At 42.6% G+C, this 20,760-nt stretch carries 23 protein-coding genes; 6 read left to right on the forward strand and 17 right to left on the reverse strand.

What is annotated here, in order from left to right; all coding sequences use genetic code 11:
- Nucleotides 1-44 precede the first annotated feature (44 nt).
- Together A9E74_RS01355 and A9E74_RS01360 are read right to left on the reverse strand one after the other, a co-directional pair.
- Complete coding sequence (locus A9E74_RS01355) at nt 45-2,225, reverse strand: primosomal protein N' (RefSeq protein WP_069294871.1); 2,181 nt, start codon at nt 2,223-2,225, stop codon at nt 45-47.
- 235 nt (nt 2,226-2,460) lie between these two features.
- Entirely contained in the window at nt 2,461-4,086 is a 1,626-nt protein-coding gene (locus tag A9E74_RS01360) for a Na/Pi cotransporter family protein (RefSeq protein WP_069294872.1), read from the reverse strand.
- A 95-nt stretch (nt 4,087-4,181) separates the two neighbouring features.
- On the opposite strand from A9E74_RS01360, the gene folA reads away from it, so the two are divergent.
- Nucleotides 4,182-4,667 carry a type 3 dihydrofolate reductase gene (folA, locus tag A9E74_RS01365; protein ID WP_069294873.1) on the forward strand — a complete coding sequence of 162 codons (486 nt, stop codon included), beginning with the start codon at nt 4,182-4,184 and terminating at the stop codon, nt 4,665-4,667.
- On the opposite strand, the gene A9E74_RS01370 is transcribed toward folA, so the two are convergent.
- From A9E74_RS01370 to A9E74_RS01380, 3 genes are read right to left on the reverse strand one after another with little or no spacing between them, the layout of a single operon-like run.
- Nucleotides 4,664-4,900, reverse strand: coding sequence for a TIGR02647 family protein (locus A9E74_RS01370; protein ID WP_069294874.1), 237 nt, complete (start codon nt 4,898-4,900; stop codon nt 4,664-4,666). The two genes, folA and A9E74_RS01370, sit on opposite strands and share 4 nt — an antisense overlap.
- A 26-nt stretch (nt 4,901-4,926) precedes the next feature.
- Nucleotides 4,927-8,901 carry a PAS domain S-box protein gene (locus tag A9E74_RS01375; RefSeq protein ID WP_069294875.1) on the reverse strand — a complete coding sequence of 1,325 codons (3,975 nt, stop codon included), beginning with the start codon at nt 8,899-8,901 and terminating at the stop codon, nt 4,927-4,929.
- Nucleotides 8,902-8,904: 3 nt separating this feature from the next.
- Nucleotides 8,905-9,843, reverse strand: a complete 939-nt coding sequence (locus A9E74_RS01380; RefSeq protein ID WP_069294876.1) for an ABC transporter substrate-binding protein — start codon at nt 9,841-9,843, stop codon at nt 8,905-8,907.
- 178 nt (nt 9,844-10,021) lie between these two features.
- Between A9E74_RS01380 and A9E74_RS01385 the strand changes: the two genes are divergently transcribed.
- Entirely contained in the window at nt 10,022-10,270 is a 249-nt protein-coding gene (locus A9E74_RS01385) for a hypothetical protein (protein WP_069294877.1), read from the forward strand.
- Nucleotides 10,271-10,278: 8 nt separating this feature from the next.
- A complete protein-coding gene (locus A9E74_RS01390) occupies nt 10,279-10,623 on the forward strand; it encodes a pentapeptide repeat-containing protein (protein WP_069294878.1) in 345 nt (114 codons plus the stop codon).
- Here the strand turns inward: A9E74_RS01390 and tatC are convergent.
- From tatC to hisB, 10 genes are read right to left on the reverse strand one after another with little or no spacing between them, the layout of a single operon-like run.
- Nucleotides 10,620-11,363, reverse strand: coding sequence for a twin-arginine translocase subunit TatC (tatC, locus tag A9E74_RS01395; RefSeq protein ID WP_069294937.1), 744 nt, complete (start codon nt 11,361-11,363; stop codon nt 10,620-10,622). The two genes, A9E74_RS01390 and tatC, sit on opposite strands and share 4 nt — an antisense overlap.
- Nucleotides 11,353-11,670 carry a Sec-independent protein translocase protein TatB gene (gene tatB, locus A9E74_RS01400; RefSeq protein ID WP_069294879.1) on the reverse strand — a complete coding sequence of 106 codons (318 nt, stop codon included), beginning with the start codon at nt 11,668-11,670 and terminating at the stop codon, nt 11,353-11,355. Before tatB ends, tatC begins: the two co-directional genes overlap by 11 nt.
- Before the next feature lie 5 nt (nt 11,671-11,675).
- Nucleotides 11,676-11,918, reverse strand: a complete 243-nt coding sequence (gene tatA, locus A9E74_RS01405; RefSeq protein WP_069294880.1) for a twin-arginine translocase TatA/TatE family subunit — start codon at nt 11,916-11,918, stop codon at nt 11,676-11,678.
- 9 nt (nt 11,919-11,927) lie between these two features.
- Nucleotides 11,928-12,266: a histidine triad nucleotide-binding protein gene (locus A9E74_RS01410; protein ID WP_069294881.1), complete on the reverse strand. Its 339-nt coding sequence runs from the start codon at nt 12,264-12,266 to the stop codon at nt 11,928-11,930.
- Nucleotides 12,263-12,583: a phosphoribosyl-ATP diphosphatase gene (locus tag A9E74_RS01415; protein WP_069294882.1), complete on the reverse strand. Its 321-nt coding sequence runs from the start codon at nt 12,581-12,583 to the stop codon at nt 12,263-12,265. Before A9E74_RS01415 ends, A9E74_RS01410 begins: the two co-directional genes overlap by 4 nt.
- Entirely contained in the window at nt 12,580-12,963 is a 384-nt protein-coding gene (gene hisI / locus A9E74_RS01420) for a phosphoribosyl-AMP cyclohydrolase (protein ID WP_069294883.1), read from the reverse strand. Before hisI ends, A9E74_RS01415 begins: the two co-directional genes overlap by 4 nt.
- A complete protein-coding gene (gene hisF / locus A9E74_RS01425) occupies nt 12,960-13,733 on the reverse strand; it encodes an imidazole glycerol phosphate synthase subunit HisF (protein ID WP_069294884.1) in 774 nt (257 codons plus the stop codon). Before hisF ends, hisI begins: the two co-directional genes overlap by 4 nt.
- Before the next feature lies 1 nt (nt 13,734).
- Entirely contained in the window at nt 13,735-14,484 is a 750-nt protein-coding gene (hisA, locus tag A9E74_RS01430) for a 1-(5-phosphoribosyl)-5-[(5-phosphoribosylamino)methylideneamino]imidazole-4-carboxamide isomerase (protein WP_069294885.1), read from the reverse strand.
- Nucleotides 14,485-14,509: 25 nt separating this feature from the next.
- Nucleotides 14,510-15,145 carry an imidazole glycerol phosphate synthase subunit HisH gene (gene hisH, locus A9E74_RS01435; protein WP_069294886.1) on the reverse strand — a complete coding sequence of 212 codons (636 nt, stop codon included), beginning with the start codon at nt 15,143-15,145 and terminating at the stop codon, nt 14,510-14,512.
- 50 nt (nt 15,146-15,195) lie between these two features.
- Complete coding sequence (gene hisB / locus A9E74_RS01440; protein WP_069294887.1) at nt 15,196-15,789, reverse strand: imidazoleglycerol-phosphate dehydratase HisB; 594 nt, start codon at nt 15,787-15,789, stop codon at nt 15,196-15,198.
- Nucleotides 15,790-15,886: 97 nt separating this feature from the next.
- Between hisB and fnr the strand changes: the two genes are divergently transcribed.
- Together fnr and A9E74_RS01450 are read left to right on the forward strand one after the other, a co-directional pair.
- On the forward strand, nt 15,887-16,636 hold the full coding sequence (gene fnr, locus A9E74_RS01445; RefSeq protein WP_069294938.1) for a fumarate/nitrate reduction transcriptional regulator Fnr: 750 nt from the start codon (nt 15,887-15,889) through the stop codon (nt 16,634-16,636).
- 110 nt (nt 16,637-16,746) lie between these two features.
- Entirely contained in the window at nt 16,747-17,442 is a 696-nt protein-coding gene (locus tag A9E74_RS01450; RefSeq protein WP_069294888.1) for an OmpW/AlkL family protein, read from the forward strand.
- A 50-nt stretch (nt 17,443-17,492) separates the two neighbouring features.
- On the opposite strand, the gene murJ is transcribed toward A9E74_RS01450, so the two are convergent.
- Nucleotides 17,493-19,037: a murein biosynthesis integral membrane protein MurJ gene (gene murJ, locus A9E74_RS01455; protein WP_084002801.1), complete on the reverse strand. Its 1,545-nt coding sequence runs from the start codon at nt 19,035-19,037 to the stop codon at nt 17,493-17,495.
- 53 nt (nt 19,038-19,090) lie between these two features.
- Here murJ and A9E74_RS01460 point away from each other — a divergent pair, with 53 nt between their 5' ends.
- Nucleotides 19,091-19,717: a TlpA family protein disulfide reductase gene (locus tag A9E74_RS01460; protein ID WP_069294889.1), complete on the forward strand. Its 627-nt coding sequence runs from the start codon at nt 19,091-19,093 to the stop codon at nt 19,715-19,717.
- Here A9E74_RS01460 and A9E74_RS01465 read toward each other — a convergent pair.
- Nucleotides 19,714-20,622, reverse strand: a complete 909-nt coding sequence (locus tag A9E74_RS01465) for a hydrogen peroxide-inducible genes activator (protein WP_069294890.1) — start codon at nt 20,620-20,622, stop codon at nt 19,714-19,716. The genes A9E74_RS01460 and A9E74_RS01465 overlap by 4 nt on opposite strands.
- Between the last annotated feature and the right edge of the window lie 138 nt (nt 20,623-20,760).

Below are 20,760 nucleotides of genomic sequence, written 5' to 3' on the forward strand. Positions count from 1 at the left end.
CGAATTTTAACCGATCAGGCAGACGGATGACACTATCCTGGGGATTAGATTAGCTCTGTAGGATCAATGTCTATCGACCAACGAGCTTTTCGCGCCAGTTTAAGCTTCGTTACCGAATCAATGTGTTGATCGATTAATTGATGCAGTGCGCCACGATCTGCGGATCGCATCAGCAATTGGGCACGATATCGTCCTGCTCTTTTTTCCATTAAGGCAGGCACCGGTCCCAAAATTAAAACAGATGAATTTGATTGCTGCAGTAAACCAGAAACCTGTTGTAATAATTCAATCGCCAAATCTTTCTCTTTTGCTTCAGCTCGCCACACTGCCCAAAAGCCATGTGGAGGTAATTCCATCTGAATTCGTTCGGATAATAAATTATCAGCAACGCTTTCATATCCATGCTGCAGCAGATTTTGCCAGAATGGATGTTCAGGTTGTTCAGTTTGAATCAAAACTTCACCAGCTTTTTTACCGCGGCCAGCTCTGCCAGTAACCTGAGTAATTAATTGTGCAAGACTTTCTGTGGCCCGGAAATCTGCACTAAATAATGCCTGATCAGCATCCACTACCCCTACCAGTGTCACATCATGAAAATCATGGCCTTTGGCTAACATCTGAGTACCTACCAAAATAGCAGCCTGACCTTGATTAATTTGTTTGACCATATTGGCAAAGGAATTCACCCGTTGAGTGCTATCACGATCTATTCGTAAAACAGGTACATCTTTAAAAATGGCTGTCAGTGCTTGTTCGATTTTTTCAGTACCGACACCGTAACTTTTCAATTCTGTATTGCCACATTCAGGACAAATTTTTGGCAATATTTGTATCAAGCCACAATGATGGCAAAACAGACGGTTTTGATGTTGATGGACCACCATTTTGGCATCACAACTTCTGCAGTTAGCTTGCCAATGGCATTGATGACACATCAATACTGGGGCAAATCCACGGCGATTGATAAACAATAAAACTTGATGATTTTGTTTGATATGTTTTTCAATCGCGTTTATTAAACTGGAGCTTAAGCCATTATTTTCACTGGAATTTTGCGCGGCTAATAGTGCAACCTTAGGTAAGCTTGCCCCTCCAGCACGTTCGGTTAATTCCAGAAATTGATAACGTTGCTGTTTGACTTGATAAAGTGTTTCTAACGAGGGTGTTGCACTGCCAAGCACGATCGGAATATTCAAGCTTTTTGCACGCATCAATGCGACATTTCGAGCGTGATATCGCAGTCCATCTTGTTGTTTATACGAGCTGTCATGTTCTTCATCGATAATAATCAAACCTGGATTTATCATTGGTGTAAAAACGGCTGAACGAGTGCCAATAATGATGTCTGCTTTACCAGCCCGAGCCAATAACCAGGCTTGCTTACGATCTGAATCTGAAACCGATGAATTGATAACGACAATGCTGGCATTCAACGATTGCCTGAACCGTTCAACAAATTGAGTGGTTAAACCTATTTCCGGAATCAACACTAGAACTTGCTGTTGGTTTTCCACAAACTCACGACAAGTTTCAATATAAACCTCTGTTTTGCCGCTACCTGTAATGCCTTGTAACAAGAAAGTTGAAAACTGTCCTTTGCTACCCAGAATAGTTTCAATAGATTGTTTTTGTTGGTTATTTAATAAAACTTGTTGCTGTAACTCTAAACAAGGTACCGGTAAGGCAACATATTGTCTGGCAGCAACTACATTTTGTTGCACCAGAGCTGACAAGCTACTTTTTACATTACCTAATTGAACTCGAAGTGCTTTTTCGCTTAGACCTTCAGGATAGTCTTCCAGTAAATCTAGGATCTGCTGCTGTTTTTTGCCAGTTTTACTGGTTGAGTCTGGTTGCTGATGCAAGATCCAATAGGTTTCAGTCTGCATTTCATCAGGATCGCCAAGGCGTAGTCTTTTTGGTAAAGCAGTTTGAAAACACTCACCGACTGGATGATGGTAATAACGACTCACCCATTGCACCAACTGCATTATTTCGTTGGGTAGAAATGACTGTTTGTCTATTTGCTGATCAATTTTTTTTAATTTATCAACGGCCTTTTCAGCTATCGGTTTTATAGCAACGACAATTCCGATCAATTGTCTGCTGCCAAAGGATACAGAAGCACGCATACCGATTTGCCAATTCTCGGCAGGATCATCACTTAGATAATCAAAGGTCTGGCGTAAGGGACAGGATAAGGCGATTTCGACGATGCAGCTCATTAATCAATACTAAATAGAATAAAAGAGATCTTTTTAATGATGTTAATGCTTTAGTCCTGTGTATAGCTGTACTAATCCTAAAAAGTCTTTTTATTCAGTTATTTAAGTAACCATCTAATTGTGCATAACTTTACCGTTGCGGGATCGATCTCTTGTGGATAACTACATGACTTATCCACAGGTAATTTTATCCACAGCTTATGATCTGTTTTATAAGCAAAGCATACCGTAGTTATTAAGCTTGTTTTACCAGGTTATTAATAGGCGGATCAGGTTGGCTGGTTTCAAAAAATAGAGTGGCTTTTACAGCTTGCTGACAGAGTCGTCTTAGTTGAGATATCGCTTCTAATTCTTTATCCATACGGGCAATTGATAGCCTCCCTTCAGCACCACGGCGTAACAATAACGACTTTAAAGACAGATAAGTTTTTTCCAAAGTATTTAGTTGATTTGACACGACTGGATTGGGTTTATCTAATGCAGCGGTATCAAGCAGCATTAAACAATCCACATTAAAATGAGCTAGCTGTTGTTGTAATTCAGCTTCAATTGGCTGACTGGATAATGCACGATTTTCAGCAATACCCACCGTTAGCGAAGAGATAGCATCACAATATTGTGATACTCGTATCAAATCAGCAGTTTTCTCAGCTATCTGCTCGTTAATATGTTGCTGGTAAAGTTGACGACTGAATTCACCAATTTTAAAAACATTTTGCTCAGTGAATTTATGTTGCTCTTTTAACCAACTCACCGAACGGTTTTTATGAATGCAGTGAGTTGCCATTTTTAAGACATGTTGATTCAGTCTGATTAATTCAAGACGTATAGAAGTAAGGGCTAAATTTGGGATTTTTAAGGTGGTTTTATCAAGATATTTAGCTTCGGCAATCGTTTCATCAACGGCAGAAAACTTGGTTTTCAACCATTTTTCCATTGGATCGGCCAGCTTCCAGATAAGGGCAACACCCAATAGATTAAATACGGTATGGAATAAAACCAGCGTTGTTGTAAATTGCACATCATTAACAATTAATTGTTGAAACCAATGGATAAGCCAGATTAATGGAACCAGCAGAATAAGACTGACCATAGCGGTTAACAGATTAAAAATAACGTGGCTGGCAACAATACGTTTTGCCACTGGCTGACTACCGATAACGGAAAATATTGAGGTTGTAGTGGAGCCCAGGTTACTGCCAATGACAATGGCAGCAGCTGGCAATAAGCCAATTATTCCGCCAGCGAGCGAGGTTAAGGCCAGAGTCAAAGTAAGACTGGAAGATTGCAGCAAAGTCGTCAGGATCAATCCTGCGAAAGCAAAAATCACAATATCAACAGCCAATAAGCCGCTGGAAAAGTGCAAATCAAACAAGCTGTCGGCACCGGTAAAAGTCGTTTTTAAAGCGGCTATACCCATGAAAAGCAGGCCAAAACCGGTTAATGCCAGACCAATATTGGCATAACCACGATTACTGCCTAATAAACGCATCGCCATACCGATACCAATTAACGGCAAGGCAAATTTTTCTATACTCAGATTGAAACCTACCAGCACAACCAACCAACCAGTAACGGTCGTCCCCACGTTACTGCCAAACACAATCCACATCGCTCTGCGCAAGCTGATAATGCCGGCATTGGCAAAACCAATCGTTGCCAGAGTGACTGCACCAGAATGTTGAATAAGTGCGGTGAGCAAAAAGCCTGCACTGAGGCCGCGTAAACGGGTGTTGGTCCAACTTTGCAGTATTTGATTGAGCTTGTCCCCGGCAATTTGTTTCAGGCCGTCAGTCATCAACCACATACCCAACATAAACAAACCTAAGCCGCCTATCAGCGATCCCAGCATATTCAACATGTTTCACCTATCCGATCGATTTACCTTTGAATGGATAATACCGGATAAAAATTAAGCGATGCTATGCTATGTGTAGTTAATCAATGAGGTGTGCAATGAAAACGGCGTTTGTAGTGGCAATGGATGAACAGGGATTAATTGGACGCGATAATGATCTGCCATGGCGACTATCTGCAGATTTGCAATATTTTCGCAGGATCACCATGGGAAAACCGATTTTAATGGGCCGTAAAACCCACGAATCAATTGGTAGAGCTTTACCCGGTCGGCAAAATATTGTGGTGAGTTCGTTAGTGGATTATCAGGCTGAAGCATGTGATGTAGCAAATTCGATTGAGGACGCACTAAAGCTTGCTGCAAATGCCGATGAGATAATGGTTATCGGAGGTTCTTCATTGTTTGAGCAGATGTTCGATATCGTCGATAAACTTTATCTCACACGAGTTCATGCTGAATTAGAAGGTGATACCTGGTTCCCGGAATGGGATCAAACGCAGTGGCAATTAATCAGCCAGGAATCGCACCCGGCCGATGAAAAAAACGACTATGCCTATAGTTTCGAGGTTTACCAGCGCGTCTAATTCGGCGGCGACATCAACTGTATAGCGGTATGCAGATGTTCAGCGGTTTCATGACCCAGATCGGTCAGATAACCACCGTCTGGTTGGCTTATTAAGCCGTTATCAAATAATTGTTGTGCCGCTTCAACCAGACCTTCACGCGCTGTTGAATGGTGAATTTTTATACCTTGCAGCGTATTGCTAGGATCAAATTGTAATAAGACTTCGATCTGGTCAATTTTTTGTTGTTGCATGTTCGGCTCCATTACCAATTTAAATGTCAGTCTACGCCTAAATTACTCAGGGGTGGGTGATTTAACAAGCTAATAAATTGTTCAGCCGGAATGGGGCGGCTGAACAAAAAGCCTTGCATAAAATCACATCCTTTGTTTTTTAATGCTTGTAAATGCTCTGGTGTTTCTACACCTTCTGCCAGAGTTTTTAGCCCTAAGGAACGGGCCAAGGTTATCACCGCATCAACAATGGCTTCATCGTCTTCATCAATTAACATGTCAAACACAAAACTTTGATCAATTTTGAGTTTGTTGATGGGAAATTTTTTCAGGTAATTCAATGAGGAATACCCCGTACCAAAGTCATCAAGTGAGAGACGGATTCCGGCTTCAGACAGTGCTTTGAGTTGTTTAATGGTTAAATCAATATTAATCATCGCGACGGATTCAGTAATTTCCAGCTCCAGATTATTCGCTGCTAATTGATATTCATCCAGAATGGAATTAATCATGCTCACCAATAACGGATTATTGAATTGTACGGCGGAGAGGTTTATTGCAATAACTAAATCATGGCCTGCCTCTATCCATTGTTTACATTGCGCTATTGCTGTATGCAAAATCCACTGACCAATTGGATTAATCATGCCGGTTTCTTCGGCAATTGGAATGAAATCCAGTGGCGAAATCATTCCTAGCTCGGGATGTTTCCAGCGTAATAATGCTTCAGCACCGGTAATCTTATTCAGATTGATATCCAGTAAAGGTTGATAAACCAACGACAGCTCGTCACGGCTCAAAGCGAACCGCAAGGCGTGCTCTAATTCCAGTTTATAAACAATTTGCGAATGCATTTCAGTGGTAAAAAATTGATATTGATTACGTCCCGCCTGTTTTGCTCGATACATCGCCGTATCAGCATGTTTATTTAGACTTTCCGCATCCACACCATTATCAGGATAAATGCTGATGCCTATCGATAAGGTTACAAATAACTGATTACCGTCAATCTCAAACAAAGTAGTAATATTTTCGACTAATTTTTGTGCCACATGGCCTGCACCATCTGCATCCGTATCGGGCAGTAAAATAATGAACTCATCTCCCCCGGTTCGACAGATGGTGTCTTCTTCCCGTACCTGCTCACTTAATCTCTCGGCAACTTTTACCAGTAATTTGTCGCCTATCGCGTGACCAAGACTGTCATTGATGAATTTAAACCGATCCAAATCCATATATAGTAGAGCCAGTTTTTGCTGATGACGCTCTGCGGAAATCAGTGCCTGTCCTATACGATCTTTAAGTAAAGCACGGTTCGGTAAACTGGTTAATACATCGTGGTATGCCAGGAAATTAATCTGCTCTTCTGCCTCACGGTATTTGCTGATGTCCGACATGATGGCGACATAGTTATGCGTGTTTTGTTGGGTATTTTCAACGCGGTTAATGGAGAGCCATTGTGGATAGGTTTCACCATTTTTGCGTCGATTTTGTACTTCTCCGGACCAGGAACCTTCTTGTTCCAGTTGGGCCCACATTTGTTCATAAAAATACTGATCGTGAGTTCCGGAGCTGAGTATTGATGGGTTTTTACCAACGGCCTCTTCCGGTGTGAAGCCGGTCATAGCGATAAAAGCCGGATTAACAGTAATGATGACATTATCCTGGTCAGTAATAATGATGCCTTCGTTACTATTGTTAAATACCAGACTGGCCAATCGTAATTCTTTTTCTGTTTCATGCTGGCGGCTGATATCACGGCTGATACCGAGAACACCGATGGTTTCACCATACTCATTTTTAAACGGTGTTTTCAGCGTTTCAAAAAAAACCTGTTGTCCATCAGCGGCATTTTTTTGTTCTTCATAAAATTGACTGGTGCCATGTTGTAGCGTGAGTTGGTCACTGTGCCGGTAATTACGCGCTTGTTTTTCCGGATAAAAATCAAAATCGGTTTTGCCAATAATCTCTGCTTCATCCGCCCCCAGAAAAGCCATCACGGCCTTATTGCAACGAATGTATTTTCCTTGATCATCTTTGCAAAAAATTAAATCAGGCGATGAATCAATAATACTTCTTAATAAAGAGCGTTCTTGTTGCAGGTTTTTTTGCGCCAGTTTACGTTCACTAATATCTTCAATAATCGCAACAAACACTAATCTTTCGCCATAATCTGCGGTCTGTAAATCCACATGCACATCATAGCGGCTTCCATCTTTACGACAATGATTGGTCTCAAAGATCATTCTTGCGGTTTCACCATTTAACAGTGGTGAAACCAATGCTTTAAAAGATGCTTGGTTGTAGTCTTTTTTTAGATCAACCGGTGTCATTTGCTGTAATTCTTCGGTGCTGTAGCCGAGGTTGGATTTTGCCCCGTGATTTACTTGAATAAATTTAAGCGTCTGTGCGTCAAACACATATATCTCATTTAAAGAGCGCTCAAGAATTTCGCCAAATAACGCATTTTGTTCAGCGGTCTGTTTTTGTTCCGTGACATCCAGAGCTACGCCGACAATTTGTAACATTAAAGTCTGTTCATTCCTTACGGCGGAAAGGTGGTCTTGAACTGTGATGTAGTGCCCGTCACGGTGGCGAAAACGAAACTGGTTAGTAATGGGTTTGCTGGTTTGCAAAACAGTGAATAAGGTTTTACGGACTTTATTCAGGTCATTCGGGTGGATGCATTGCTGCCAAGCCTGTGGGTTACTTAACCAATATTCAGCGTCATAGCCTGAATAATGGCTAACAGACTCACTGATATAGCTAAGCAGAAATTCTGGAGGTGTTGCCTCTTTCACATCCAGAATGTAGGTGACACAGGGGCTTATCGTCAGCAAATTTTTTAAAAAATCTACAGATTGACGTAATTCTTGACGTAGCCGGTATTGGTGGGAGACATTGGTAAAAACCAGAATTACACCGAGAATTTCGGTTTGACGAAGATGATCTACCCGAATGGGCGCTGCACTATCCGATATGTGATAACACTGACCATTACGGGCCAACAGGACAGTATGGTTAGATAATTCAACCACTTCACCTTTCTGAATCACCAGTTCCACCGGATTGGTCATTTTTTCACCGGTATCAGCCTGATAAATATCAAATACGTTCGGTAAGGGTTGGCCGATAGCCTCTTTTTCATGCCAAGCGGTTAGTTCACTGGCAGCACGGTTCATTCGGGTAATTTTGCCTGACGCATCGGTAACAATTACGGCATCGCCAATTGATTCCAGGGTAATTCTTAAACGCTGTTCGTTTTCCGTCAAAATACTGATATGAGATTGTAATTGTTGGGCGGCATCAACCAATGTCTTACCTATTTGAGCCTGCTCGGTATTTCCTGAAAGTGGATTTGTCAGATCAAACTGTTGGTTTTGAATTTGCTGTGAGAGGTTTTGTAAAGCCTTTAACGGGGTTGTAACCAATTTACGAATAAGGGCAATTAAAAAAAGGTTTCCCAAAACCATTAGTAAGATCATAGGAAGAATTGCAGTAATCGCTTCTGTTCTGGCTCGTTGCAACTTATGGTTAATAGTGCTTTGTAAAACCAGTACACGACTTTGATCTGACTCCAGTAATGGCAAAATCAGTGTCAATAAGCCGTTTTTATCATTGTCATCATCAATGATTTTTTGGGCTGAGCGTGCTTGTTCTACATAGTGCATTAGTTTTTCATCAAGCACTTTGTCAGCAGGTTGATTCTGCCAGATAAAGTAGGAAGCAGATTCAATTACATTGTTGCTATCAATTAATATCGCCAGTTGAGCATCACTACGTAAAGAAAAGCGCGCCACACTGCTTCTGGCATGCTGGAAATCATTATTGGCAATGGCATATTCGATACTATGGCCCAGTTGCAATCCCGATTCATGAAGCTGGATTTTAGAGGCTTGTTTTATATCATGAAGCCGGTGTTGATATTCATGAATAGAAAAAAACAATAAAATACCGAGAAATAACACGGTTACGGTAAGCGGTAACCAAAATGTCAGGCGATAGGTCTGGATTGGATGCATGCATTAATCCAAAAAGTCATGTACCAGTAATTGTTTGCTATCAATCGCATTTTTTAACAGGCCAGTTTCTATCATCAGCGTGTTCATTGGTTCAATAATACTTTCCAGCTGTTGATTAAATATAGTTTGTTGATGTTCACGCTCAGGCAAAATCAGATTTTCATATAACAGCACCAGTTCTTCGCTGGTCAAACCTAAACGCGGGGCAATTCTGCTTATCGCATCTGTGGGGTTATCCGCCATGTATTTTCGAGCTTTCCAGTAGCCTTCCAGTAATTGCTGAAGGTTTTTGCGTTGCTGTTGTAAAGCAACATCTCTGGTGACTAAAACGTCGACAATTTGACCCGACAACATACGACTATCCATCAGGTTGATGTATCCCTGCTTTTGCAGTTGATAGGCAATGGGATCAAAGCTGATAACGGCATCAACATCTCCGTTACTTAACATAATAGGATGCTGATTGACGGTAGAAGGAATAATAATGATGTCATTCGGGCTTAAGTTAGCCATTTGTAAAATTTGAGACAGCATATAGGCACCCACGCCGCTTTGCTCTACTGCAATACGTTTACCTTTGAGTTCTGCAAGAGATGTGATGGAAGGAGTTACGATTAACTTGTCGGCGCCATCAGAGATATTAAAAATCAGAATAATTTTTAAATCAGATTGGTTTTCAGCTAGCCTTAACGCTTCGTCAAGCGTCACAGCAATGGCATCTAATTGGCCTTGTCGAAAAGCATTGAGGATATCGGTTGTAGAAGTTAACTCTTTGAGTTGGATCTCAGCAGTGTCGTAATACGCCAGATCACGTGCTAAATAGAGTATTTCAAAGCCAGCCCATGGAATAGTTCCGACTCGCAGAGGTTTTTCGATTTGCCTTTCGCAAGCAAATAAGCTGGTAATCACCAATAGCAAAATCACCTGTTTAGCCAATCGCATGACCTGCTCCCTCTCAGTATGAGGTCAGCTTAACGATAGCATAAAAACGGGCGAAGAAGAGTATTTGCCGATATTGCTTAAAAGTGAGAGAAAACACATGGTTTTTCAATAACCTGCGTTTACATTTGTGCAATGATCGGAGTAAGCTATAAATCTAGTTTTTAATAGGAGCAGCAAAATGGAAATTCCAGGTATTGCCCCTTTCAGTGGTCAGCCTACATTGACTAATCCTTTATCTTCACAAGCTTTATTGGTAGGACGTCAGACGCCGGTGCAGCAGAATAGTGAAACAGCATCAACAACGGTTGCTCAGGAACAAGAGCCAACAAGTTTGCAAAACGTTGCTGTCGTCAATGAAGCGACGCAGAGTGAAGCGACTGGTTTTGATATAGAAAATCCGGGTGGCACAATTGATATTACTGTTTGAGGTTTAAGATGGCAGAGCCAAAAATCACTCAAGATCCACTTTATCAATTGTTACGTGATGGAAAGATGGAGGAGTTTAATCATCGAATTGCCCAAGGCGAAAAAGTCGATTTAACTAGCTGTGATTTTCGCCATCTTAATCTTCAGGGATTAATCGCCAGCGGACTGGATTTCAGTAACAGTTATTTCCGCCAGGCTGATTTACGTGGCATTGATTTCAGTCAAGCGATCAGTCTTCGTGGAGCCAGCATTCATGGTGCAAAAATATCGGGGGTTTACTTTCCGACGCCATTAACGGCTGAGGAAATCACGCTTTCGCTGCAACATGGAACCAGAATGCGCTACCGAGACTAATCTGTTATTTCAGGTTTTTCTCGGTTTTTAGGGATAAACCTGGAAACCAGCAAACCCAATTCAAATAATAACCAGATTGGTACGGCTAACAACGTCTGAGAAATCACATCTGGTGGTGTCAGCAGCATTCCAATAACAAACGCGCCGACAATTACGTAAGGACGTTTTTGAGCAAGACTTTCTCGAGTTGAGATCCCAGTCCAGATCAGCAAAAGCGTCGCGATGGGTACTTCAAATGCCAGCCCAAAAGCAAAAAATAGCTTCAAAACAAAATCCAGATAACTGCTGATATCTGTCATCACCGCGACACCCTCAGGTGCGGCCTGAGTTAAAAATCCAAATACCAATGGAAACACCACAAAGTACGCGAATAATATTCCTAAAATAAATAACAGCGTACTGGCAAACATCAATGGAAAAACAATACGACGTTCATGTTTATAAAGGCCGGGGGCAATAAAAGCCCATAACTGGTAAAGCAAGACAGGCATGGCCAGCATAATGGCAACCGTTAGAGTTAATTTAAACGGTGTTAAAAATGGGGAAGCCACTTCGGTAGCAATCATTGAGCTGGTTTCTGGCAGATGCTCAAGCAAAGGTGCAGAAAGAATAAGGTATAAATCATTAGCGAACGGTAACAGGCAAATCGCAACGATTAATATGGCCAGAATCCCTCTCAGCAGGCGATCTCGAAGCTCAACCAGATGAGAAATAAGTGGTTGTTGTTCACTATTTTCCATCATCGGCCTGTTTTTTATCTGACGACTCGCCTAACGGTTTGTCTGAGTTTGGTTTAGATTTTATTGGTTCATCAAGATCAATGATTTCATTCAAATCGGGTAAATCATCGGGTTTTTGGAATGCTTGTTTAATTTCTTCTGCTCGAAGTTCTTTAGCGATATCGTTTTTGACGGCTTGAAGTGATGCATTGGCCCGGCCAAGCCATAAACCACAGACTCTAACCAGTTTCGGCAGCCTTTCAGGACCGACGACCACCAATGCCACTACGGCAATCAGTAACAGTTCCCAAAAACCTATATCAAACACAATGGTTAGCGTTTAGTTGAGTCGTGTTCTTCGTGTTGCTGTTTATGCTGCTCTGCTTCATTGTCATGTTTCAAATTACCAGTTTCATCTTTTTTCTCATCTTCGCCTTCACGAACTGATGATTTGAAGCTACGAATGGCACTGCCAAGATCGCCGCCCAAAGAACGCAGTTTTTTAGTACCGAAAAGTAAGATGACAATGACTAGAACAATCAATAGTTGCCATACACTGATTCCACCAAACCCCATGATGCGCTCCTAATGAAAGCCAGGCAGATTTTTACCGCCTAGCAAATGAATATGTAAATGATCGACTTCCTGACCGCCACCGGGACCAGTGTTAATAATGGTACGGAAACCGGTTTCCAGGCCCTGCGACTTTGCCAGCTCTGGAAGCTTGAGGAACATGTGTGCAATGAGCGTCTGATGAGTCTGATCCAGATGATCCAGTCGAGCAATATGTTGTTTTGGAATCACCAACAAATGTACATCGGCTTTTGGGTTTATATCTTTGAACACATAAATCAATTCATCCTCATAAACCTTTGAGGATGGAATTTCACCGGCAATAATTTTACAGAAAATACAGTCGGTCATTTTTTGCTCCTACTGGCTTTTTCATCATGTCCGGACAATCCGAATCGGCGATCCAATTCCTTTAACACGTTATCAACGTCGATATCATTATGCGCCAGTAAAACCATTGAGTGAAACCAAAGGTCTGCAGTTTCGTAAACGATTTGATCTTTGTCGCCAGCCTTTCCCGCGATAATTGTTTCGGTGGCTTCTTCGCCAAGTTTTTTGAGAATTTTATCAGTGCCAGCGGTGTATAGGCTGGCGACATAAGAGCTCTCAGCATCGGCATTTTTACGCTGATTCAGCACCTGCATCAGCTTTTGCAATGTATCACTCATTGATAAATTTCATCCGGATTTTTCAGTACGGGTTCTGTTGGTTGCCATTCACCGTTTTGCAGTTGTAGGAAAAAACAATGGTGGCGGCCAGTATGACAAGCAATGCCACCCAACTGTTCAACTTCAAGCAAGATGGCATCTTGATCACAGTCAATACGTATTGATTTAATGATTTGCTGATGGCCGGACTGTTCACCTTTATGCCACAACTTTTGGCGTGAACGTGACCAGTACACCGCGTGGCCGGTATCTGCAGTGAGCTGTAAAGACTCTCTGTTCATCCAGGCTAAAGTAAGTACTTGCTTGGTTGAAAACTCTTGTGTGATAACGGGGGCTAAACCATCACTGCCCCAATTCACTTGATCCAGCCATGCGTTCATAAGCGGACCTCAATACCTTGTTGTGCCATTTGTTGTTTGGCTTCACCGACCGTATGTTCACCAAAATGAAAAATGCTGGCAGCCAGTACTGCATCAGCATGACCTAACTTGATACCATCAGTCAGATCCTGCAATTTACCGACTCCACCGGAGGCAATCACCGGTACCACTACCGCATCACTGACCGCGCGGGTCAGTTCAAGATCAAATCCAGATTTAGTGCCATCTCTATCCATACTGGTTAACAGGATCTCACCGGCACCCAGTTCAACCATTTTTTTGGCCCATTCAACCGCATCGATGCCGGTTGCTTCTCGACCACCATGGGTAAAAATTTCCCATCGTGGTGTTTCACCTTCAGCAGAAACACGTTTGGCATCAATTGCCACAACGATGCATTGTGAGCCGAATTTTTCTGCGGCTTCGCGAACAAAATCAGGGTTTTTAACCGCTGCGGAATTAATACCGACTTTATCAGCACCGGCATTCAACATCCGACGGATGTCCGCCACGGTGCGAATGCCGCCACCAACAGTAAGAGGAATGAAGACCTGAGAAGCAACGGCTTTCACAACATCTTCCATAGTGTCGCGATTATGATGAGTCGCCGTAATATCCAGAAAGGTCAGTTCATCTGCCCCTTGTTCATCATATCGTTTGGCGATTTCAACCGGATCGCCGGCATCACGGATATCGACGAACTGAACGCCTTTAACAACGCGTCCAGCATCGACATCAAGACAGGGAATGATGCGTTTTGCCAGTGCCATATCAGAATTGCAGAGGTGGGTTCAGACGATCAGCCAATGCCTGTCCTTCAGCCAAATCGATGGTGCCTTCATAGATGGCCCGGCCAATAATAGCGCCCATAACACCTTCAGACTCGTAATGGCAGAGAGCTTTGATATCGTCATAGTTAGTAACACCGCCAGAGGCAATTACCGGGATATTGATGGCACGGGCTAAATCACGGGTAGATTGCAGATTTACACCTTGCATCATGCCGTCACGGCTGATGTCAGTATAAATAATAGCCTCAACCCCATCCTGCTCAAATTGTTGAGCGATATCGATAACATCATGATTGGATAATTTAGACCAGCCATCAATGGCAACTTTGCCATCTTTAGCATCCAGCCCGACGATGATATGGCCCGGAAACTCGGCACAAACGTCGCCAACAAAATGCGGTGCATTAATGGCTTTGGTGCCAATAATCACGTAACGAACACCCGCATCAAGATAAGTTTGAATGGTATCTTCATCACGAATGCCGCCCCCCACCTGAACATCCAAATCAGGAAAAGCAGCACAGATTCGATGAATAACATCAGCGTTAACAGGATTACCCGCAAAAGCACCGTCCAGATCCACCATGTGCAATCGTTTGGCACCGGCTTCAACCCATCTGGTCGCTACGGCCAGCGGATCTTCTGAAAATACAGTGTTATCTTCCATGCGTCCCTGACGCAATCGAACGCAGTGACCCTCTTTAAGATCAATGGCAGGGATTAATAACATAACGCTTTCTCCATCAAACAATTTGTCAGGACTGACCGTCCCAGTTAATAAAATTTTTCAATAACTGCAAGCCGGCATGCTGGCTCTTTTCAGGGTGAAACTGTACGGCAAACAGGTTTTCTTGTGCCAGTGCCGCTGCAAACGGTAATGCGTAATGACTGCGGCCCGACACTTTCCCTTCATCTACAGGTTTAACATAAAAACTGTGAACAAAGTAAAAACGACTGTTTTGTTCAATATCCTGCCATAAAGGATGAGCATAAGTCTGTTCAACTTGATTCCAACCCATATGGGGCACTTTTAGTCCCTGTTCTACTGCTTTGTCAAAATACACCACATCACCACCGATGATATTTAAACCATCAGAGCCCTGGTTTTCCTGACTATGAGTTAATAAAGCTTGCATGCCAAGACAAATGCCGAGGAACGGTTTTTGTTTGGCTACTTCAACGATAATTTTGTCTAGTTCGAGTTTTTTGAGTTCAGCCATGCAATCCCGAATAGCGCCCACACCGGGAAATACAATGTGATCAGCCGAACGAATATCGGCCGGATCCGCGGTAACAATAATTTGGGTGTGGTTATCTGCTACGGCTTCCAACGCTTTGGAGACTGAGCGTAAATTACCCATGCCGTAATCAATAACTGCAACGCGACGCATAAAACAAAAACCTAGGCTAGAAAGTGAAAATGATTAAATCGATAACCCGATTACAACGCACCTTTAGTGGATGGCAATTGTTGTAATGCGCGCTCATCCAAGGTAACGGCCATACGTAATGCCCGTCCAAACGCTTTAAAGATGGTTTCAGCGATATGGTGCGCGTTACGACCTTTAAGGTTATCGATATGCAGCGTAATGCCAGCATGGTTGACTAGGCCCTGAAAGAACTCATAAAACAGATCAACGTCAAAATCACCAATTTTGTCGCGGGTAAAGGTCACGTCAAACTCAAAGCCTGGACGGCCGGACAAGTCCAATACCACCCGTGATAAAGCTTCATCCAGCGGCACATAGGAATGACCGTAACGAATAACGCCTTTCTTGTCGCCAAGAGCTTGTTTTAATGCTTGACCGATAGTGATGCCGACATCTTCAACGGTGTGATGAGCATCAATATGCAGATCACCATTTGCTTTGATTTGTAGATCAAATAAGCCGTGTCGGGCAATTTGTTCCAACATGTGATCGAGGAATGGCACACCGGTTTCGGATTGAAATTTTCCGCTGCCATCCAGATTGATGGAAACTTCAATTTGTGTTTCGAGCGTGTTACGCGCAACAGTGGCGCTACGAGCGGTCATTTGCTTTCCTGAAAACTGAAATAAAAACAGATAATAACTGTTTCAGTGCAGGGTTTGAAGCGTTATCATGGTCAGTGACTTTTTTATGGATAATAAAATGACACAAGCCCAGATGATAACACCGTTGTTTCAGGACCTTGCAAAGGTTGAACATCATCATCAGTTAGCCTGTCAGTCATGTGCTTTATACCGACTATGCCTGCCTTTAGGTCTGCATCGGGATGACTTATCCAAGCTGGATGAAATCATCAAACGCAGTGCCGGTTTTAAACGCCATCAAATTCTGTTTGAGCCAGCCTCAACCTTCAAGACCATTTTTGTAGTGCGGTCTGGTTCGTTCAAAACTACTATTTCAGCGGCAGATGGTCGTGAACAAGTCACTAGCTTCTATTTCCCCGGTGAGTTTATTGGGATGGATGCCATTTATCAACAGCGCTATTTATCGACAGCTCGTGCACTTGAAGCCAGTAGTGTTTGCGAATTACCTTATGAGCGTTTGCAGGAATTCAGTGCCACGATTCCGGAGTTACAAAATCAGTTGATGACCCGGTTGAGCAAAGAGTTGTCCGCAGATAAAAATTTGTTACTTTCTTTGGGTAAAAAAACCGCCCAGGAAAAATTGATTAGTTTTCTGTTGTCACTTTCTCAACGTTTCAGCGAGCGCGGTTATTCGGCAATGTCATTTCAATTGACGATGTCGCGAGGTGATATCGCGAATCATCTGGGCCTAGCAATCGAAACGGTCAGTCGTTTATTTACACAGTTGCAAGAGCAGCAGTTATTAACAACGCAAGGTAAAGAGGTCACGCTGCTCGACCTTGCGGCATTAAAACAACATTGCGGATAAAATCGTAGTGCTTTAGCAACATTTTTATTGACCTGGATCAATGTCTTAATCCAGGTACTCCGTATGATCTGAAACTGTGCATTACATCAGAACATTATCGGAGTCACATTATGAAAAAAATTCCCCTGATTTCCTCAATCTTGTTGGCCGCTGGTCTGGCCAGCCCTATTTCTACAGTTATGGCTTATGAGGCTGGTGACTGGTTGATTCGGGGGCGTATTATTAATGTTAATCCGAATGACAGCAGTGGTACCTTATGGACAGAAGCTGCAGGTAATTTAGGTAAAGGCGTGACGGTTGATAATGATACTGTGCCAGAGCTGGATATTACTTACATGATAACCCGTAACTGGGGTCTTGAATTAATCCTCGGTTATTCAGAGCATACTGTTAGTACACATAAATCTGCAGGTGGCGTGGTTAGTACTCTTGGATCGAGAGATGTTATTGATACCAAAGTTTTGCCACCCACACTGACTCTTCAGTATCACTTCTTACCGGATTCTAATATTCGTCCTTACGTTGGAGCTGGTATCAATTACACTTACTTCTTCGATGAAAAAGTGCCGAGCAATTCAGGTGTTGCCAACTCAGGCGACAAAGTTAAGTTAGAAAGCTCATGGGGTTGGGCGGCTCAGGCTGGTGTGGATATTGCTATTAACCAAGACTGGTTCGTCAATCTTGATATTAAATATCTGGATATTGATACAACAGCACGCTTTAAAAATACTGCGGTTGGTTCAGCCAAAATTAACGCAGATATTAATCCGTTTGTTTATGGTATCGGTATCGGCCGTCGCTTTTAAGCTTCTCTGTCACTTGCTTGACCAAAAAGCCCTCCTCAAAGAGGGCTTTTTTATGACTGGGAATGTGGCTTAATTAAGGTCTTTAGCCTGACTCCGCAAAGTGTTAGAACAGCAAAATAGATGATTGCTGAGATTGTAATCAGTCCCATTAAGATCCCAAAACGATGCCAGCCATCCCAGCTTATCCACTCACTATTTGCCGGTGTTAGCCACATTAGGACTAAGACAAGAGATGCATTGGCCAAAAACGTACGAATAAAGAATATTCCCCAGCCAGCGATAGGTTCATAAACAGCTTTTTTGCGTAAGGTGTAATACAACAGTCCGGCATTGAGCATGGCCGATAATGCGGTGGCTAAGGCCAGCCCGACATGGGCCAGGTAAATCATAAGAATAATATTCAGTACCATATTGCTGACCATGGCAATAATGCCGATTTTGACAGGTGTTTTAGTGTCCTGACGGGCGTAAAAGCCCGGAGCGAGCACCTTGATGAAAATAAACGGCAATAGACCCAATCCATAAGCCATTAAGCTTAAAGAAGCCTGGTGGGCATCATAAGGCGTGAATTCGCCATATTGAAATAACGTCAATAACAGCGGTTCAGCCAGAATAATCAAACCGATAGCTGCTGGCGTGCCGATTAAAAATACCCAACGTAAAGCCCAGTCAATTGTGTGGGAAAACTCCTGCATCGAAGCGGTAGCATGTTTTTTGGAAAGGTTAGGTAAGATCACAGTCGCCAGTGCTATCCCCAATATGCCTAATGGAAATTCCACTAAACGGTCGGAATAATACAACCACGAAATACTACCGGTAATAAGAAAGGAAGCCAGTAATGTATCGAGTAACAAATTAATTTGTGAAACAGAAACCCCAAACATAGCCGGGATCATCAACTTCAAGATTTTTTGTACGCCCTCGTCTTTCCATCCCCAGCGAGGTTTCGGTAAGCTACCTATTTTCATTAAAAACGGCATTTGAAATAGTAATTGCACTACACCGCCAATAAATACACCCCAAGCTAAAGCTTTTACCGGTTCGTCTAAATGCGGCGCTAACCATAACGCACAGCTAATCATCGAAATATTCAAAAATACCGGGGTAAATGCCGGTACGGCAAATTTGCCAAAGCTATTCAGAATTGAGCTGGCTAAAGCGGTAAGCGAAACAAAGAGAATATAAGGGAAAGTGATTCTTAATAGCTCTCCTGCCAACTGCAGCTTTTCAGGCTGATCCATAAAGCCCGGAGCAAAAATAACAATTAAAATGGGTGCAGCGATGACCCCGATGGCGGTGATGAAAAATAAAATGCCTGCCAAAGTACCGCTGGTTGCTGCGATAAGCTGCTGCAGATCTCGATCTCCCTTCTCTCGGTACTCAGCTAAAACGGGAATAAATGCTTGGGAAAAGGCTCCTTCTGCAAACAAACGCCTTAGGAAATTGGGAATTTTAAAAGCTACAAAAAAAACGTCGGAACCCATGCCCGCCCCTAAAAATCGGGCAATAACAATATCTCGAACAAATCCCATTATTCGGGATAAAAAAGTCATCAAACTTACAACGAGAGTAGACTTAAGCAATTTTTCTTTCATGGTCGCTTATTGTTTAGTGGGTAAGCCTGCCAGCGTTTTGCGGAGGAGCAACGATGCAGAATATGTTTAAAAATGTTCATTCTAAGCGTTTTTTGCTGACATATCTTGGCTTGGTTGCTTTATTACTGCTGTTTTTTTTATCGATGAGTCAGGAACAACAACCGTTTGAATCGCCAGCAGAACCCGGTGCAATGCTAACGATGTTTGAGCCCAATCTGGAAATCCCGCAGTTTCTTGCTCATAACGCTGATAACTCGGTCTTTACCAATGATGCTTTGGTCGGAAAATGGAGCTTTATTTTCTTTACCTCAGCTGATTGCTACGATTGTGAAGCCATTTTTAAAGTCTTGGCTAATCTAAAAGCCGGGCTGGCAAATCGTGCTGTGCAAATCGTGCTGGTTGATAGATCAGGCCAACAAGCATCTGAATTATTGGCGGTTAGCCAATCTCATGATCTGAATGCACAGGTCATTACTGTTGCTGCTGCCGCAACCGATAAAAATTCGTTGCCGGCTTTTTTCACCAGAAGTCGAGCTTTTGCCCATCAAGATCTAGGTTATGCCGTTTTTTTGGTTAATCCAAAAGCTAAGCTGACTGCCCGATTCCAGGCTCCGTTCACCTCGGTATTGATTAGGCAAAGTTTTATTCAAATTCGTGCTGAATACGCGAGCAAAGGTTAGAGGCTTTCTTCCATTGCAGCAGTGAAGCTGGATGATAATTGTTCCAAAGTACTGGTTCTTCGGAAACTGGGGCGCCAGACCAAGCCAATCTCGCGTTTTGCCAGACTGTCTCGTTTTAAAGGGCGAAGGCAAATATCTGCATGTCTTACCATATCCGAGTTAATGGCCATATGCGGTATCAAGGTAATGCCTAGACCACTGGCGACCATTTCTATTAAGGTATAAAGGCTTGTGGCCTGAACACTTCGTCGTTGTGCAGATGCCGGTAGTTGGCATGCACTGATAGCATGTTCACGCATACAATGGCCTTCTGCCAGCAGTAATAATTCATTTATCGGTAACTGATGTGGTTGAATGTATTCATTGCCGCATAGTGCGTGATCCTTAGGCAGGGCAACCCAAAAAGGCTCTTCAGCGATAACGCGATAATTCAGATTTCGTGTATTGAATGGAAAGGCTAAAATCGCAACATCAATATCACCATTTTCAACCTGTACTAACAATCTTTCAGACTGATCTTCAATCAGAAGCAGCTCTAATTGCGGTAGCTGCTTACGAATACGTGGTAGAACACGTGGCAACAAAAAAGGACTTATGGTTGGGATAACACCAATCCTAATTCTGCCAGCTAATGGGTTTTTTTCGGCTTGTGCCAAATCAACTAAATCATCACTTAATGACAATATTTGTCGCGCTCTTTCCGCAACCTCCTCACCGATAGGCGTGGTGAGCACTTTTCGATTAGTGCGTTCTAATAACCCTACTTCTAATAAGTCTTCTAAGTCTTGTATCCCTGCACTTAATGTTGATTGGGTCACATGGCATTTTTCTGCCGCACGACCGAAATGTTTCTCTTCGATCACTGCAGTGAGATATTGAAGTTGGCGTAAGGTAGGAAGTCTCATAATCGATTTAACCACTTATTTATATAAAAATGATTTGCTCGCTGTAATTTAGCATAGTTTAAACAACAATTCCTGAGCCAACTAAAAAGCAGTTTGATGTAAGATGTACAAATAATTTTAAACGGTTGGCTGGAGATA

It is taken from the genome of Methylophaga muralis (genome assembly GCF_001720165.1).
GTDB classification, from domain to species: domain Bacteria; phylum Pseudomonadota; class Gammaproteobacteria; order Nitrosococcales; family Methylophagaceae; genus Methylophaga; species Methylophaga muralis.